16 protein-coding genes are annotated in these 17,077 nt (G+C 61.1%); 8 read left to right on the top strand and 8 right to left on the bottom strand.

Annotated elements, in window-relative coordinates:
• Positions 1 to 17 precede the first annotated feature (17 nt).
• The 5 genes from bioD to bioB form a co-directional block, all read right to left on the bottom strand.
• Entirely contained in the window at positions 18 to 698 is a 681-nt protein-coding gene (bioD, locus tag HU773_RS25630; protein ID WP_057440293.1) for a dethiobiotin synthase, read from the bottom strand.
• Positions 695 to 1,507 carry a malonyl-ACP O-methyltransferase BioC gene (gene bioC, locus HU773_RS25635; RefSeq protein ID WP_186625880.1) on the bottom strand — a complete coding sequence of 271 codons (813 nt, stop codon included), beginning with the start codon at positions 1,505 to 1,507 and terminating at the stop codon, positions 695 to 697. Before bioC ends, bioD begins: the two co-directional genes overlap by 4 nt.
• Complete coding sequence (locus tag HU773_RS25640) at positions 1,500 to 2,231, bottom strand: alpha/beta fold hydrolase (RefSeq protein WP_057960812.1); 732 nt, start codon at positions 2,229 to 2,231, stop codon at positions 1,500 to 1,502. Before HU773_RS25640 ends, bioC begins: the two co-directional genes overlap by 8 nt.
• A complete protein-coding gene (gene bioF, locus HU773_RS25645) occupies positions 2,224 to 3,402 on the bottom strand; it encodes an 8-amino-7-oxononanoate synthase (protein ID WP_169990393.1) in 1,179 nt (392 codons plus the stop codon). The genes HU773_RS25640 and bioF overlap by 8 nt, the downstream gene beginning before the upstream one ends.
• A gap of 94 nt (positions 3,403 to 3,496) precedes the next feature.
• Positions 3,497 to 4,552 carry a biotin synthase BioB gene (bioB, locus tag HU773_RS25650; RefSeq protein WP_057440290.1) on the bottom strand — a complete coding sequence of 352 codons (1,056 nt, stop codon included), beginning with the start codon at positions 4,550 to 4,552 and terminating at the stop codon, positions 3,497 to 3,499.
• A gap of 92 nt (positions 4,553 to 4,644) precedes the next feature.
• Here bioB and HU773_RS25655 point away from each other — a divergent pair, with 92 nt between their 5' ends.
• The 4 genes from HU773_RS25655 (at position 4,645) to rarD (ending at position 8,354) form a co-directional block, all read left to right on the top strand.
• Positions 4,645 to 5,388, top strand: a complete 744-nt coding sequence (locus tag HU773_RS25655; RefSeq protein ID WP_186625879.1) for a ComFC family protein — start codon at positions 4,645 to 4,647, stop codon at positions 5,386 to 5,388.
• 65 nt (positions 5,389 to 5,453) lie between these two features.
• Positions 5,454 to 6,218, top strand: coding sequence for a TOBE domain-containing protein (locus tag HU773_RS25660; protein WP_186625878.1), 765 nt, complete (start codon positions 5,454 to 5,456; stop codon positions 6,216 to 6,218).
• A gap of 161 nt (positions 6,219 to 6,379) precedes the next feature.
• Complete coding sequence (locus HU773_RS25665; protein ID WP_032858595.1) at positions 6,380 to 7,354, top strand: serine/threonine protein kinase; 975 nt, start codon at positions 6,380 to 6,382, stop codon at positions 7,352 to 7,354.
• A gap of 115 nt (positions 7,355 to 7,469) precedes the next feature.
• On the top strand, positions 7,470 to 8,354 hold the full coding sequence (gene rarD / locus HU773_RS25670; RefSeq protein WP_057960816.1) for an EamA family transporter RarD: 885 nt from the start codon (positions 7,470 to 7,472) through the stop codon (positions 8,352 to 8,354).
• A gap of 222 nt (positions 8,355 to 8,576) precedes the next feature.
• On the opposite strand, the gene HU773_RS25675 is transcribed toward rarD, so the two are convergent.
• On the bottom strand, positions 8,577 to 9,095 hold the full coding sequence (locus HU773_RS25675) for a glycine cleavage system transcriptional repressor (protein WP_057440288.1): 519 nt from the start codon (positions 9,093 to 9,095) through the stop codon (positions 8,577 to 8,579).
• A 520-nt stretch (positions 9,096 to 9,615) separates the two neighbouring features.
• Here HU773_RS25675 and HU773_RS25680 point away from each other — a divergent pair.
• On the top strand, positions 9,616 to 11,793 hold the full coding sequence (locus HU773_RS25680; protein WP_186625877.1) for a malate synthase G: 2,178 nt from the start codon (positions 9,616 to 9,618) through the stop codon (positions 11,791 to 11,793).
• 109 nt (positions 11,794 to 11,902) lie between these two features.
• Positions 11,903 to 13,125, top strand: a protein-coding gene (locus tag HU773_RS25685; protein ID WP_162947727.1) for an IS3 family transposase whose coding sequence is annotated in 2 segments (ribosomal slippage) — positions 11,903 to 12,254 and positions 12,254 to 13,125 — 1,224 coding nt in all. Because the reading frame shifts where the segments join, the coding sequence is not laid out codon by codon here.
• 44 nt (positions 13,126 to 13,169) lie between these two features.
• Here HU773_RS25685 and HU773_RS25690 read toward each other — a convergent pair.
• Together HU773_RS25690 and HU773_RS25695 are read right to left on the bottom strand one after the other, a co-directional pair.
• Positions 13,170 to 13,556 carry a hypothetical protein gene (locus HU773_RS25690; protein ID WP_057960818.1) on the bottom strand — a complete coding sequence of 129 codons (387 nt, stop codon included), beginning with the start codon at positions 13,554 to 13,556 and terminating at the stop codon, positions 13,170 to 13,172.
• Positions 13,557 to 13,686: 130 nt separating this feature from the next.
• Positions 13,687 to 14,133 (bottom strand): response regulator, encoded by a 447-nt coding sequence (locus HU773_RS25695; RefSeq protein WP_057440286.1) that lies wholly within the window; start codon positions 14,131 to 14,133, stop codon positions 13,687 to 13,689.
• 247 nt (positions 14,134 to 14,380) lie between these two features.
• On the opposite strand from HU773_RS25695, the gene HU773_RS25700 reads away from it, so the two are divergent.
• Both HU773_RS25700 and HU773_RS25705 read left to right on the top strand, forming a co-directional pair.
• Complete coding sequence (locus HU773_RS25700; protein WP_169990378.1) at positions 14,381 to 16,303, top strand: putative nucleotidyltransferase substrate binding domain-containing protein; 1,923 nt, start codon at positions 14,381 to 14,383, stop codon at positions 16,301 to 16,303.
• Complete coding sequence (locus HU773_RS25705; protein ID WP_120734256.1) at positions 16,300 to 17,007, top strand: 3'-5' exonuclease; 708 nt, start codon at positions 16,300 to 16,302, stop codon at positions 17,005 to 17,007. The genes HU773_RS25700 and HU773_RS25705 overlap by 4 nt, the downstream gene beginning before the upstream one ends.
• Positions 17,008 to 17,077 lie beyond the last annotated feature (70 nt).

Below are 17,077 nucleotides of genomic sequence, written 5' to 3' on the forward strand. Positions count from 1 at the left end.
CTTATCGCTAGGAAAAACTAATCAAGCAAGTCCAGTTGCAGGTAACCGGCCACTGCTTCGGCCGTGGGCTGCTTGAGTCTTGGCACTCGGCCCAGGCAGGGGGCCGGCAGGCGTTCGGCCAAGGTGGCGAGGTTTTCTTCCAGACGGGAGGTCTTCGGGTCGATGATATTGGCCACCCACCCCGCCAGCGGTAAACCGTCCCGGGCGATGGCTTCGGCGCTCAACAACGCATGATTGATGCAGCCCAGACGCACGCCCACCACCAGGATCACCGGCAGCCCCAAGGCCTTGGCCAGGTCGGACAGGTTGTGCTGATCGGCCAGCGGCACGCGCCAGCCGCCTGCGCCTTCGATCAAGGTGAAGTCCGCGTGTTTATCGAGGATGTGCCGCATTGGCTTGAGCAGCGCTTGCACGGTCAACGCCACACCGGCTTCACGGGCCGCCAGGTGCGGCGCGATGGCGGGCTCGAAGGCCAGTGGATTGACCTCGGCATAAGCCAACGGCAACGAGCACTCGGCCAGCAAGGCCAGGGCATCGGCGTTGCGCAAGCCACGGGAGGTCACTTCGCAGCCCGAGGCCACCGGCTTGCCGGCGGCCGTGCTCTTGCCCGCTTGCCGTGCGGCATGCAGCAGGCCTGCGGCGACGGTGGTCTTGCCGACATCGGTGTCCGTGCCGGTGATGAAATAGGCGGCGCTCATAATGGTTTCTCCAATACGGCGTACACGACTTGATAGGTTGCCGGCAGCCCCTGGGTCTGGCGAAACTGCTCGTAGGCCTGCACCAGTGCAACAACCCGTGCCCGGCCCGTCAAGCCACCGGGGCGCCCCGGGTTCAGATTGTGCGCGCCCAATGCTTTCAATTCGTGGGTCAGGCTGCGCACATCCGGGTAATGCAACACATGGGCACGTTGCTCCAGGTTGACCACACGCAAGCCACTGTCCGCACACAGCTGTTGATAAGTACTGAACGGGCGGAAGCGATTGACGTGCACCATCCCATCCGCCGCCCGCCAGCTTTCGCGCAGTTCGTCCAGGGTGCCGACGCACAGGCTGGCAAACGCCAGCACACCGCCAGGCTGCAGCACGCGCCGGGCTTCACTGAGCACCGCGGCAAAATCGGCACACCACTGCACTGCCAGGCTGGAGAAGATTAACTCGCAGCTTGCATCCTGTAACGGCAAGCGCTCGGCATCCCCGGCAATAAAGTACTCAGCACCGCCCAATGGCCGGGCGTGATTAAGCATGCCTTCGGCGATATCCAGCGCCAGGCCCTGGCCCTCGGGGAACACACTGTCTAATGCGCGGCTGAAATACCCGGTGCCGCACCCCAGGTCCAGCCAGCGCTGGGGAAGCAAGGCTGACGGCAGACGGGACAGCAGTTCGCCGCCCACATCACGCTGCAACGCGGCCACGCTGTCATAACTGGCCGCCGCCCTGGAAAACGACGCCGCGACCTGGCGCTTGTCGGGCAAGGCGCCCGGCAGTGGAGGATGGGACAAATCAGTCATCACCGCACTCATGCAAAAAAGCCTGGATCGCCCCCGCCACTCCGTGGGGGTTGTCCAGTAGGAAAGCGTGGCCGGCCTGTTCAATCAGACCGACTTCGACATCTGGCAGCAACTTCAACAACTCAATAGCCGCCTCACAGGGCACCAACTCATCCAGGCCGGCAAACAGATGCAACTGCGGGCCACGAAAGGCCTGCAAGGCCTCGCGAGTATCCAGTTGCGCGAGCAGTTCAAGGCCGGTCATCAGCACACTGGAGGGGGTAGCCGGCGCGCTGCTGACCAGCAAGCGCGCAATGCCCCGTGGGTCTTGCGTGCCCTTGGCGCACAGCAGGCCGAAACGTTTGAGGGTGACTTGTGAGTCGGCATGGCAACCGGCCAGGAATGCATCGAAAGTCTGCGCCTGCATCGCGCTGGGCCAGCCCTCATGCGCCACAAAACATGGGTTGCTGGCCAAAGTCAGCAGGCCGCAGCAGCGCTCGCCGCGCCGTGCCGCCAACTCAGAGGCGAGCATCCCGCCCAACGACCAGCCGCCCAGCCAGGCGTTATCGGGCAAGGTGGCATCGAGTTCGTCGAGCCATTCGTCGAGGTCGCTGCCCGCCAGCGCCGGCAACGGTTCGATATCTACCCGCAGGTGCTCGTCCAAACCGCGCAAGGCGGCGGCCAAAGGCTCCAGCGGCGAGACACCCAGGCCCCAGCCGGGGAGCAATATCAGTCGATCACGCATGGTCGGACTCCCGGCCTGACAAACGCAAACACGTGTCCAATGCGTCTAACAATAGTCGTACCTGCGCCTCGCTGTGGGCGGCGGTCAAGGTCACGCGCAAGCGCGCGCTGCCGGCCGGCACCGTGGGCGGGCGGATGGCCGTGACCATGATCCCGCGTTCGCGCAGCATCTGAGACAGGCGCATCGCCCGGGCACTGTCGCCAATCATGATTGGCTGGATCGGCGTGAAGCTGTCCATCAGCTCCAGGCCGATCTGCTCGGCGCCCTGGCGGAACTGACGGATCAGCGTGCACAGATGCTCGCGTCGCCAGTGCTCGCTGCGCAGCAGCTCCAGACTTTTCAGGGTCGCACAGGCCAGCGCCGGCGGTTGGCTGGTGGTGTAGATGTATGGGCGGGCGAACTGGATCAGGCTTTCGATCAGTTCCTCACTGCCAGCCACAAACGCCCCGGCGGTGCCGAAGGCCTTGCCCAGGGTGCCGACCAACACCGGCACATCCTCCTGGCTCAGGCCGAAATGCTCGACAATCCCGCCCCCCGTGGCGCCCAACGGGCCGAAGCCATGGGCGTCATCCACCATCAGCCAGGCGCCCTTGGCCCGGGTTTCGCGGGCCAGCGCCGGTAGGTCCGCCAGGTCGCCGTCCATGCTGAACACACCGTCGGTGACCACCAGGGTATTGCCGCTGGCTTTTTCCAGGCGCTTGGCCAGGCTGAGCGCATCGTTGTGCAGATAGCGATTGAATCGTGCGCCGGAGAGCAAACCCGCATCCAGCAGGGACGCGTGGTTGAGGCGGTCTTCGAGCACCGTATCGCCCTGCCCCACCAATGCGGTGACGGTGCCGAGGTTGGCCATATACCCGGTGGTGAACAGCAAGGCACGCGGGCGCCCGGTGAACTCGGCCAAGGCCTCCTCCAACTCATGATGCGGGGTGCTATGGCCGACCACCAGGTGCGAAGCCCCCCCGCCGACGCCCCAGCGGGAAGCCCCGGCCTGCCAGGCTTCGATAACTTGCGGATGATTGGCCAGGCCCAGGTAGTCGTTATTGCAAAAGGCCAATAGCGGCTTGCCGTCTACCACCACCTGCGGCCCCTGGGGGCTCTGCAGCAGCGGGCGCTGGCGATAGAGATGGTCTGTACGGCGGGCAGCGAGGCGCGCGGCGAGATCGAAAGACATGCTGGCCTCGGTAGATCAGGTTGGACTCGACCCACTGTAGGAGCTGGCTTGCCTGCTCCCACATTTGGATTGCACTCCAACAGGGAGATGGGGGTCAGACGGCGGCGTTGTAGAACTGCTCGCTGCTTTTCTGCTCGACCAACGCCTGCTCAATCGCCGCCTGGTGCACTTCATCGGCATGCTCTTCGCGGGCTTCCGGCAGGATGCCCAGGCGCGAGAACAGTTGCATGTCCTTGTCCGCCTGCGGGTTGGCGGTGGTCAGCAATTTGTCACCGTAGAAAATCGAGTTGGCACCGGCAAAGAACGCCAGGGCCTGCATCTGCTCATTCATTGCCTCGCGGCCGGCGGACAGGCGCACGTGGGATTTCGGCATCAGGATGCGCGCCACGGCGAGCATGCGGATAAAGTCGAACGGGTCGATATCCTCGGCATTTTCCAGGGGCGTACCGGCCACCTTGACCAGCATGTTGATCGGCACCGACTCCGGATGCTCCGGCAGGTTGGCCAGTTGGATCAGCAGGTTGGCGCGATCGTCCAGGGATTCGCCCATGCCGAGGATGCCGCCCGAGCAGATCTTCATCCCCGAATCACGCACATACGCCAGGGTTTGCAGGCGCTCGCTGTAGGTGCGGGTGGTGATGATCGAGCCGTAGAACTCCGGCGAGGTGTCCAGATTGTGGTTGTAGTAGTCGAGGCCGGCCTGGGCCAGGGCCTCGGTCTGGTCCTGGTCGAGACGGCCAAGGGTCATGCAGGTTTCCAGGCCCATGGCCTTCACCCCTTTGACCATCTGCAACACATAAGGCATGTCTTTGGCCGACGGGTGCTTCCAGGCCGCGCCCATGCAGAAACGGGTCGAACCGATGGCCTTGGCGCGTGCAGCCTCTTCGAGGACTTTCTGCACTTCCATCAGTTTTTCTTTTTCCAGGCCGGTGTTGTAGTGGCCCGACTGCGGACAATATTTGCAATCTTCCGGGCAGGCACCGGTTTTGATCGACAGCAACGTCGACACCTGCACCCGATTGGCATCGAAATGCGCGCGGTGCACGGTCTGCGCCTGGAACAACAAGTCATTGAACGGCTGGACGAACAGGGCTTTGACTTCGGCCAAAGACCAGTCGTGACGCAGAGTGGCAGTGAGGCTGGCGCTCATGGGCGATTCCTTGTTTATGCTTGGGCAAGCGCTGTGGGCAGGGCAATACCCACAGGCACGACACGGATGCTCGGCATATTTAAGGAAGATTCATGCACTGTCAACCCAGTCACAAACGCGAAGTTTACATCTGGTCAAAAAGCAACCAAACCTGTTTGATCTGTGATGAAGCCACCGACTCGCCTTCAACGGTGTGCAACGCCTGCGAACTCGATCTGCCGTGGCTGACGGACGGCTGTCGCGTGTGTGCCCTGCCGCTGCCGATGAGCGGGCTGATCTGCGGCGAATGCCAGCGCTCACCGCCGGCGTTCCATCAGGTGACCGCACCTTGGACCTACAGCTTCCCGGTGGACAGCCTGATCAGCCGCTTCAAGCATCAGGGCAAATGGCCTCTGGGCCATCTGTTGGCCAATCTATTGGGGCAATGTCTGCAAGACGGCTTCGACAACGCCGAACTGACCCGCCCCGACCGCCTGCTTCCCGTACCGATGGCCGCCAAACGCCTGCGCCAGCGCGGCTATAACCAAGCCGCCATGCTCGCCCGCTGGCTAAGCCAAGACCTCGACCTCGACCTGGCCTTGGATGAACACATGCTGTTGCGCCCTCAAGACACCATCGCCCAGCAACAATTGGCAGCCAAACAACGCCAGCGCAACTTACTCAAGGCGTTTGCCCTGGCCCCCGACGCACAGGTGCGCGGCCAGCACCTGGCGCTGGTGGACGATGTGCTGACCACCGGCGCCACCGCCCACAGCCTGGCCCGCCTGCTGCTGCACGCCGGCGCGCGCCAGGTCGACGTGTACTGCCTGGCGCGCACGCCCAAGCCCGGCACATGACTTGACTCTGGCGCCGCCTGCCCGCAACGTCCGGTGCATTCCAAATCAGTGTGCAGCCGTTCGCCATGCCTTTACCGTCGCTGTTGAGCCAACATATTGTCCGTCGCCCGCAACGCATCGCCTTGCTGCAACACATCGCCGAACAGGGCTCCATCACCCGGGCGGCGAAAAGCGCGGGTTTGAGTTACAAGGCCGCGTGGGATGCCATTGATGAACTGAACAACCTGGCGCAAAAACCGCTGGTCGAACGTAGCGTCGGCGGCAAGGGCGGCGGCGGTGCGCGACTCTCGGCAGAGGGCGAGCGGGTGTTGCGCCTGTATCAGCGCCTGCAAACCCTGCAAGCCCAGGTGCTGGAGGCCGCCGAAGACGCCAGCGACTTCAACCTGCTGAGCCGCCTGATGCTGCGCACCAGTGCGCGTAACCAATTGCATGGCCAGGTGATCGCCATGGATAGCCATGGTCGCAATGACCGGGTGCGCCTGGAACTGGCCGGCGGCTTGACCCTCGATGCACAGATCACCCACGACAGCACGCTGCGCCTGGAGCTGGAAATCGGCACTGAAGTGGTGGCATTGATCAAGGCCGGTTGGCTGGAGCTGATCGCTGCCGACCAGGCGCCGGTGCCTGGGTTTAACTGCATGGGCGGCCAGGTCGAGGCGGTTCTTGATGCAGAGGATGGTCCCAGTGAGGTGCGCATAGCCTTGCCCAATGGCCTGGTGCTGTGTGCGCTGGCGGCGCCCGAGCAGCTCAAGGCGCTGGGGGCGGGTGAAGGCACGCAGGTTCAGGTGCAGTTTGCGCCGAGCAATGTGCTGTTGGGTACGCCGGTTTAGGGCCTCATCGCGGGCAAGCCCGCTCCCACATTTGAGCGGTGTACACAGAAACATTGTGTGGGCTTGCCTGCGATAGCAATGGCACACGCGCCACCTATCCAAGGCCCGGTGCGATACCATACCCGGCCGGACGCGGCGACCTGCTGCGCGCAGGAGTTCGCATGGCCCACCCGTTTGAAACATTGACCCCCGACCTGGTTCTCGATGCTGTCGAAAGCATCGGTTTCCTCAGCGATGCTCGCGTATTGGCGCTCAACAGCTACGAAAATCGCGTCTATCAGGTCGGCATCGAAGACTCCGAGCCATTGATCGCCAAGTTCTATCGCCCCCAGCGCTGGACCAACGAGGCGATCCTCGAAGAACACCGCTTTACTTTCGAACTGGCCGAGTGCGAAGTCCCGGTCGTCGCCCCGATGATCCATAACGGTGAAAGCCTGTTCGAACACGCGGGCTTTCGTTTCACCCTGTTCCCCCGTCGTGGTGGCCGGGCGCCAGAGCCGGGCAATCTCGATCAGCTGTACCGCCTCGGGCAGTTGCTCGGGCGCTTGCATGCGGTCGGCGCCACCCGCCCTTTCGAGCACCGCGAAGCCCTGGGCGTGAAGAACTTCGGTCACGACTCCCTGAACACCCTGCTTGAAGGCAATTTCATCCCCAAGAGCCTGTTGCCTGCCTACGAATCCGTGGCCCGTGACCTGCTCAAGCGTGTGGAGGATGTGTACAGCGCCACGCCGCACAAGAACATCCGCATGCATGGCGACTGCCACCCCGGCAACATGATGTGCCGCGACGAGATGTTCCATATCGTCGACCTCGACGACTGTCGCATGGGCCCGGCGGTGCAGGATTTGTGGATGATGCTTGCTGGTGATCGTCAGGAATGCCTGGGGCAACTGTCGGAACTGATGGATGGCTACCAGGAATTCCACGACTTCGATCCCCGCGAACTGGCGCTGATCGAGCCGCTACGTGCCCTGCGCCTGATGCACTACAGCGCGTGGCTGGCACGGCGCTGGGATGACCCGGCATTTCCGCACAGCTTCCCGTGGTTTGGCAGCGAGCGGTATTGGGGCGACCAGGTGCTGGCGCTGCGCGAGCAATTGTCGGCGCTCAACGAAGAGCCCCTGAAACTGTTCTGACACTGGCCTCGCTGTGGCGAGGGGCTTGTGCCCTCGCCACAAAAAGTCAGCACGCATTTCCTGACAAACATCCTTACAATTGCGGCATTGTTAGCTGCCTAAGCAAGGATTCTGCATGCAAGCCGCCAACCCGCGTCGCGGGTACATTCTGGGCCTGAGTGCCTACGTCATCTGGGGCCTGTTCCCGCTCTACTTCAAAGCCATCGCCAGCGTCCCGGCGGCCGAAATCATCGTCCACCGCGTACTGTGGTCGGCGCTGTTCGGCGGTTTGCTGTTGCTGGTGTGGAAACACCCCGGCTGGTGGCGCGAACTGCGGGACAACCCCAAGCGCCTGGCGATCCTGGCGTTGAGCGGCTCATTGATCGCGGGCAACTGGCTGACCTATGTGTGGTCGGTCAACAGCGGGCGCATGCTGGAGGCCAGCCTGGGTTACTACATCAACCCGCTGGTCAACGTACTTTTGGGCATGCTGCTCCTCGGCGAACGCCTGCGGCGCCTGCAGTGGGTGGCCGTCGGGCTGGCCGCCGTGGGCGTTGCGCAACAGGTGTGGCAGGTCGGCAGCTTGCCGTGGGTGTCGCTGGTGCTGGCGCTGACCTTTGGTTTCTATGGTTTGATCCGCAAGCAGGCGCCGGTCAAGGCGCTACCGGGGTTGGTGGTGGAAACCTGGATGCTGGTGCCGATTGCCCTGGCGTGGCTGCTGCTCAACCCCACAGCCCATAGCGCCAACCTGGCATTCTGGAGTACTTCCGAGGCCTGGTGGCTGGTGGCCGCAGGCCCGGTGACATTGATTCCCCTGGTCTGCTTCAACGCTGCGGCACGGCATCTGCCCTACACCACCCTGGGCTTTTTGCAGTACCTGGCGCCGACCCTGGTGCTGCTGCAAGCGGTGCTGTTGTTCGACGAACACATGAGCCCCGCCAGCCTGGTGGCGTTCGTGTTTATCTGGGCCGGGCTGGCGGTGTATAGCGTTGATGCATGGCTGAGCCTGCGCAAACGCTGATCAAATAACGTACAAAACCCTGTAGGCCACGGCCGGCGTGGCTTACAGGGTTTCACCCCAAGGTTATCCACAACCTGATCCCCGGCGTTTGTGCACAAGCCGTTGAAATTGCTCGTTTTTTGCTCAATACACTACACGCCACGGCCGGCGTGGCCTGGCGCCGGGTCTCTACAGCTTATCCACAGGCCCATGCAAGATTTAGATGAACAACCCTGTGGACGGTTATTCCTCGCTGCGCAGTTGCAGTTCCACCATCAAATCATCGGCCAGGGTTTCCAGGGCGGCTTGCAGCGTGTCCAGTGCCAGGCTGGACGGCACCGCCAACGCGGCCTCGGCGTGAAACAACGGGTCACTGCTCATGGGCGCCGGACGCACGTCGGTGCTCAGGCGTTCCAGGTTGACCCCTTGCTTGCTCAACAGCGCGGTGATCTCGCGCACGATCCCCGGCCGGTCATTGCCCACCAGGGTCATCAGGATCGGTTTGCTCGCCGAGGCTTGCGCGCCGCTGCTCTCGCCCACCAGCACGCGGATGCCATGGGTGGACAGGTCCTCCAGGGCGCTGACCAACTCACTGCGGTTTTCCATCGGCACACTGACCCGCAGGATCCCGGCAAATTGCCCGGCCATATGGGCCATGCGACTTTCCAGCCAGTTGCCGCCGCGCTCGGCAATGCAGTGGGCAACACGTTCGACCACGCCGGGTTTGTCGGCGGCGATCACGGTGAGTACGAGATGGTCCATGGCAACAGCCCTCTTGTTGTGGATTAGCCAGTATAGGCAGATACGGGTACCGGTTGGCTCATGTGGCAGTTGGCTTGCCGGCGATGCGGGTGCTGCGGTGTAGAGGCCATCGCAGGCAAGCCAGCTCCCACATTGATCGCATGGCGGTGAGGAAAAACAAATCGTGTACCATTTTTATATTTATCTGGAACAATCCATTGGTTTTTTGAGAACATCCCATACCCCGCTGTGACCGTACAACCAAAGTGGGTCGCTAAACGACGTATTTAGTCTAATTTTCACAACCGCAACTCATCATGTAGTATGCCTCGGCGCGCACTACATAACGTTAGGTCGATGTCTGCCCAGGCGCCGTCGTAACCCCGAACACCCCGTCAGCAAGCCTTGCGCCGTTGATTGGAACCACCCAGCCGCCGTGATGGCATGTACTGGTGCCGGGTTTGTGGTTTAAATGGCCAGAGGCTTCATTGGTAAATTGAAAAGCTGAAAAGCGAATTAGCTCCGCAGAGTGAGGCAAGCAATGACTGAACACGTTCAAGTCGGTGGCCTGCAGGTCGCCAAAGTCCTGTTCGACTTCGTGAACAACGAAGCCATTCCCGGTACCGGCCTGACCGCCGACCAGTTCTGGGCCGGTGCCGACAAGGTCATCCACGACCTGGCACCGAAGAACAAAGCCCTACTCGCCAAACGCGACGATTTCCAAGCGCGAATCGATACCTGGCACCAGACCCATGCCGGCCAGGCCCACGACGCGGTGGCCTACAAAGCCTTCCTGCAAGATATCGGCTACCTGCTGCCAGAAGCGGCGGATTTCCAGGCGACCACCCAAAACGTCGATGACGAAATCGCCCGCATGGCCGGCCCGCAGCTGGTGGTGCCGGTGATGAATGCGCGGTTCGCCCTCAACGCCTCCAACGCGCGCTGGGGCTCGCTGTACGACGCACTGTATGGCACCGACGCCATCAGCGAAGCCAACGGCGCCGAGAAAGGCCAGGGCTACAACAAGGTGCGTGGCGACAAAGTCATCGCCTTCGCCCGTGCCTTCCTCGACGAAGCCGCACCGCTGACCGCCGGCAGCCACGTTGACTCCACCGGTTACAAGATCGTCGACGGCAAGCTGGTGGTCAGCCTCAAGGGCGGCAGCAACAGCGGCCTGCGCAGCGACGCCCAGTTGATCGGCTACCAGGGCGACGCCGCCCAGCCCATCGCACTCTTGTTGAAGCACAACGGCCTGCATTTCGAAATCCAGGTTGACCCCAGCACCCCGGTCGGCCAGACCGACGCCGCCGGCGTCAAAGACATCCTGATGGAAGCCGCGCTGACCACCATCATGGACTGCGAAGACTCCGTTGCCGCCGTCGATGCCGATGACAAAGTGGTGATCTACCGCAACTGGCTCGGCCTGATGAAGGGCGACCTGGCCGAAGAAGTGGCCAAGGGCGGCAAGACCTTCACCCGCACCATGAACGCCGACCGCACCTACACCGGTGTCGATGGTAATGCCGTGACCTTGCATGGTCGCTCGCTGTTGTTCGTGCGTAACGTTGGCCACCTGATGACCATCGACGCGATCCTCGACGCCCAGGGCAATGAAGTGCCCGAAGGCATCCTCGATGGCTTGATCACCAGCCTGGCGGCGATCCACAGCCTCAATGGCAACAACAGCCGCAAGAACAGCCGCACCGGCTCCGTGTACATCGTTAAACCGAAAATGCACGGCCCGGAAGAAGCGGCGTTCACCAACGAGATGTTCGGCCGCATCGAAGACGTACTGAACCTGCCGCGCAACACCCTCAAGGTCGGGATCATGGACGAGGAACGCCGTACCACGGTCAACCTCAAGGCCTGCATCAAGGCGGCCAGCGAGCGCGTGGTGTTTATCAACACCGGCTTCCTCGACCGTACCGGCGACGAAATCCACACCTCCATGGAAGCGGGCGCGATGGTGCGCAAAGCTGCCATGAAGGCCGAAAAATGGATCGGCGCCTACGAGAACTGGAACGTCGATATCGGCCTGAGCACCGGCCTGCAAGGCCGTGCGCAGATCGGTAAAGGCATGTGGGCCATGCCCGACCTGATGGCGGCCATGCTCGAGCAGAAAATCGCGCACCCGCTGGCCGGTGCCAACACCGCTTGGGTGCCGTCGCCGACCGCCGCGGCATTGCACGCGCTGCATTACCACAAGGTCGATGTATTCGCCCGCCAGGCTGAACTGGCCAAGCGCGAACGCGCGTCGGTGGACGACATCCTGACCATCCCCCTGGCGCAGAATACCGACTGGTCCGAGGAAGAAATCCGCAACGAACTGGACAACAACGCCCAGGGCATCCTCGGCTATGTGGTGCGCTGGATCGACCAGGGCGTGGGTTGCTCGAAAGTACCAGACATCAACGATGTGGGCCTGATGGAAGACCGCGCCACCCTGCGTATTTCCAGCCAGCACATTGCCAACTGGCTGCGCCATGGCGTGGTCAGCGAAGCCCAGGTCATGGAAAGCCTCAAGCGCATGGCGCCGGTGGTGGATCGGCAGAATGCCGGTGATGCGCTGTACCGCCCGCTGGCACCGGATTTCGACAGCAATATCGCGTTCCAGGCCGCGGTGGAGTTGGTGATTGAAGGGACCAAGCAGCCCAATGGTTATACCGAGCCGGTGTTGCATCGTCGGCGTAGGGAGTTCAAGGCCAAGAATGGTTTGTAACTGGTCATTGAAATGAAAAAGCCCCGGTCCTATGACCGGGGCTTTTTTATGTTGCATGTCCCGTCCTGAATAAGGTTTACACCTTCTGACCTATCTTCAGGAGGAGTCAATGGAATCGGGCAAAAGGCGGAGCCAGCGTGACTACACGTTAGCCTTTAAATTATCGGTCGTAGACCAGGTCGAAAAGGGCGAGTTGAGTTATAAAGAGGCTCAACGGCGCTATGGCATCCAGGGCCGGTCCACGGTACTGGTCTGGTTACGCAAGTACGGCCGGCAGGACTGGAGCCAAGGCGCCTCAATTCGAGAGCCGAGGAGCAGGTCCATGACCGAGCCAACCCTCCCGCTGACCCCCGAGCAGCGGATCAAAGAACTCGAAGAACAGCTGGCGCTAAGCAATCAGAAAGCGCAATTCTTCGAAGCCGTCGTGAATGTTCTGAAGAATGACTACGGTGTTTCCGTCGTAAAAAAGCGACCCGGCAAGTCCTCTCGCAAGGGCAAATCCAAGGCCTGAGCATCACCAGGGCTTGCCTGTTCATGGGCATTTCGCGCCAAGCGTATTACCAACGCAATCGGGCTTTCGACGAGAGAGCTCGTCAAGATCAAGAAGTCATGGACTTTGTTCTTGAAAAGCGCCGCCGTCAGCCTCGGATAGGCACGCGCAAGCTGCATTACCTGATGAGCGTCGAAGTTGGCGCATCAGTGCGGGTCGGCAGAGACCGCCTGTTTAGCATCCTGCGCAATGCTCGAAAACTGGTTGTGCGCAAACGGGCTTACCACAAAACGACGGACAGTCATCACCGCTTTCGCCGCCATCCCAACCTGCTCAAAGCAGGTCAGGAGCAGGTCGTGGCCAATAGGCCAGAACAGGTCTGGGTTGCAGACATAACCTACCTGCCGACACAGGAAAGCGTGGCTTATGTGAGCCTGGTGACAGACGCCTACTCACGCAAGATCGTAGGCCATCATGTGCATGAGAGCTTGCATACCGAGTCGGTGATCAAAGCGATGGAAAAGGCCGTTGGCGAACGCCGAAGCACGCTGCCACTGATCCATCACTCAGACCGCGGAGCCCAATACTGCTCTGAGCTTTATCAACGCTTGCACGCTAGTCATGGCGTCAGATGCTCAATGACCGACGGCTATGACTGCTACCAGAATGCTCTGGCAGAGAGGATAAACGGCATTTTGAAGACCGAGTTCCTGCTGTATCGCCCTAAAAATCTGGCGGACGCAGTGAAAATGGTGGATGAGTCGGTGCTGATCTACAACGGGGAACGGCCACACCTGTCCCTGAAATACAAAACGCCCGATGCAGTGCATCGGGCGTTTTGAGACTGAAATAGGTGTAAACCTATTTCAGGACTAGACAGCAAGGCTTAACCTGAAACCACAATCAGGTAACTACCCGACAGCTCCAACTTACTGCCTTGCCCTGAGCCCGTTCCGTCAACCTTCAAGCCGATCAACTGACCGGTATGGTTATTACCGACGACTTTCACAACGATGGTGCCTGCAACTGGATGAGTGAATGTGCTTCCGGTTGCATCTAAATATTCAATTCCAAACTGAGTATGCGTCAGGGTATGAGTCCCGTTCTTCAGGTCCTGGCCGTAATTAATTGTCAGGTGGGTAGTAATATCTGTGTCCATTCTGACCTGGGAAGGGATACCAAAAAACTGATTCGGAGAAAATACCTCCTGCTGACCATTGATAGAGGCGTGAATATTAGCGCTGTGTTGCGGGTTGTTTTTTTCAGTACTCATAATGAACTCCTGTTCGCGTCATTTAGAGGCGCTGATCCCAAACCAGCTCCCTCCCAACGATTAAACAAGCGCCACTCAAACCGCCGATACTGTGAAATCTGACAGTACTGACCAACGGTAAAAACACCCCCTACTGCGCCATCCCCAGCTCGCGTTTGACCATCTTCGCCAACTTCACGCTATCAATCGGCTTGAGCAAAAAGTCCACCACGCTCAGGTGCATCGCGTCGATCACGTCCGGTGCCTCGGCATCCCCCGACATGATGATGATCGGCAACGCAGCCCGGGTGGACTCGCGTACTTTGCGGATCAGTTCCAGGCCGTTGCTGGGCGCCATGCGCAAATCGGTGATCAACAAACCAATGGATGTGCTGGCATTCAAGAGTTCCCAGGCCGCCTCGCCGCTGTCTGCCGTCATGCAGCGAATGCCATCCAGCCCAAGAATCTCCGCCAACAGTTCACGGGCATCTTTATCGTCATCAACGATCAGTACCCGCTGCGGCGGTAGATCAGGCTCCAGCATCACGGCGCTTAACGCCTCGCGCTCGGCATCGCTCAAAATATCTTGGTCGGGCATATATTTCTCAGCAGTTGCACTCAATCTCCCAGCACAGAAGTCAGACATCACCGGAAGGGCGAACAATGTGCACTTCGTCGGATAGTTTTCCTAGTGGGCGTTCTACGGGGTCTGGACGATATTCATGTAAGGTTTTTCCCTAGTCATTGAAGGCCGGATAGCTACCTAGACTTACGTCCAATGGGCACCCGCCGCGTGGGGGTCGACCATGAGGGACGATAACGACAAAAAAACTGCGGTCATGGTTATGAGTAAAGCTGATGCTTTCACCCAGGCAGGGAAAACTGCGGTATTGCAGAACATTCACGGCACCCTGCAATTCCTGCAACGCTTCCCTCCGTTCAATCAGATGGAAAACGCCCACCTGGCGTTTCTGGTGGAGCAGTGCCAGTTGCGCTTCTACGGCCCCGGCGAGAGCATTCTCAAACCGTCGGCAGGCCCTGTGGAGCACTTCTACATCGTCAAACAGGGGCGGGTGATCGGCGAGCGGCCGGATTCGGCGCAAACCACCTTCGAAATCACCACCGGCGAATGCTTCCCCCTGGCCGCGCTACTGGGGGAACGGGCGACGCGAACTGAGCACAAGGCCGCCGAAGACACGTTCTGCCTGCAATTGAACAAGCCGGCGTTTATCAAGTTGTTTGCCCTGTCCGGACCGTTTCGCGACTTTGCCTTGCGTGGGGTCAGCAGCCTGTTGGACCAGGTCAACCAGCAAGTCCAGCAAAAGGCCGTGGAAACCCTCGGCACCCAGTATTCGTTGAACACCCGCCTGGGCGAGCTGGCCATGCGTCACCCCGTGACCTGCAGACCGCGGACGCCGCTGCGTGAGGCGGTCACACTGATGCATGAGCAGCAGGTCGGCAGCATTGTGGTGGTCGATGAACACAAGGCGCCCCTGGGGATTTTCACCCTGCGTGACCTGCGCCATGTCGTGGCCGAAGGCACCAGCGATTTCACCCAGGCCATCGAACAGCATATGACCCAGGCGCCCTTCTTCCTCAGCCCGGATCACAGCGCCTTCGACGCGGCGATTGCCATGACCGAACGGCATATCGCCCATGTGTGCCTGGTCAAGGACCGGCGCCTGTGTGGAGTGGTGTCCGAGCGCGATCTGTTTTCCCTGCAACGGGTTGACCTGGTCCACCTGGCACGCACCATCCGCAATGCACCACGGGTGGAAAACCTGGTGGCGATCCGTGGCGAGATCAGCCAATTGGTGGAGCGCATGCTGGCCCACGGCGCGTCCTCGACCCAGATCACCCATATCATCACCCTGCTCAACGATCACACGGTATGCCGGGTCATCGAGCTGAGCATCGCAGACAAGGGCGACCCCGGCGTGCCATTCAGTTGGCTGTGTTTTGGCAGCGAAGGCCGCCGTGAGCAGACGCTGCACACCGACCAGGACAACGGCATCCTGTTCGATGCCCGCGATGCCGCCCACGCCGCCGAGATTCGTGGCCTGCTGTTGCCCCTGGCGCAGCAGATCAATCAAAGCCTGGCGCTGTGCGGTTTCACCCTGTGCAAGGGCAATATCATGGCCGGCAACCCCGAGCTGTGCCTGTCCCGTGCCGAATGGGCCCGGCGCTTTGCCGCATTTATCCGCGAAGCGACGCCAGAGAACCTGCTCAAGTCCAGCATCTACTTCGACCTGCGGGTGGTGTGGGGCGATGAGCAAGGCTGCGAGCAACTGCGCCAGGGCATGCTTGAGCAAGTGGCGGACAATCGCCTGTTCCAACGGATGATGGCCGAGAACGCCTTGCGCCAGCGCCCGCCGGTGGGGCGTTTCCGTGACTTCGTGCTGACGCGCAAAGGCTCGGACAAGGCCACCCTCGACCTCAAGGTGCAGGGCCTCACGCCCTTCGTCGACGGTGCCCGCCTGCTGGCCCTGGCCAATGGCATCGCCACCAACAACACCCTGGAGCGCTTGCGTCAGCTGGTGGATAAAGAGGTGATCGAACGCCTGGACGGCGCGGCCTATGAAGAGGCCTACCACTTTATCCAGCAAACCCGTATGCAGCAGCACCAGTTGCAAACCCGCGAGAACCAGCCCTACTCCAACCGGGTCGACCCCGACAGCCTCAACCACCTGGACCGGCGCATCCTGCGTGAGTCCCTGCGCCAGGCCCAACGCCTGCAAAGCAGCCTGGCCCTGAGGTATCAGCTGTGAGCCTGTTCAGTTGGCTGCGCCCTGCCCGGCCAGGCCTGAATGCCCAGCAACAGGCGCGCCTGCAACAACTGGCTGCCCCCAAGGCACTCGGCGAACACAGTCTGCGCGAGCAGCGCTGGGTGGTACTGGACCTGGAAACCAGCGGCCTGAACCTCAATCGCGACCAGGTGCTGTCGATTGGCGCGGTGGTGATCGAAGACGGCGCGGTCGACTTTTCCCAGCAGTTCGAACGTACCCTGCAACGGGCCGACAACAAAATCAGCCCCAGCGTGCTGATCCATGGCCTGGGCCCCAGTGCGATCGCTGCCGGATGCGATCCAGCCGAGGCGTTACTGGACTTCATGGACTTTGTCGGCGACAGCCCGCTGCTGGCGTTCCACGCACCATTCGACCAGCACATGCTTGGCCGAGCGCTCAAGGACAGCCTGGGTTATCGCCTGACCCATCCGTTCCTCGACGTGGCAGACCTGGCGCCCATGCTGTGCCCCCAGGCGCATATCCGCGAAGCCGGCCTGGATGACTGGATTGCCCATTTCAACCTGCAAGTGGGCGAACGCCATCACGCCAGCGCCGATGCCCTGGCCACCGCAGAGTTGATGTTGATTCTATTCAGCCGTGCCCGCCAGCAAGGGCTGGACAGCCCTGCCGCGTTGCAACAACGCCTGAGCCAGTGGAAACGTCGCAAACAAGCCCCTTCCTTCTAACGGCTGCCGCTCAGTTAAGAGAGGCAATCGGTAACCTGTGGCGAGGGAGCTTGCTCCCGTTGGGGCGCGA

The sequence above is a fragment of the Pseudomonas shahriarae genome (assembly GCF_014268455.2).
Classification (GTDB): Bacteria; Pseudomonadota; Gammaproteobacteria; order Pseudomonadales; family Pseudomonadaceae; genus Aquipseudomonas; species Aquipseudomonas shahriarae.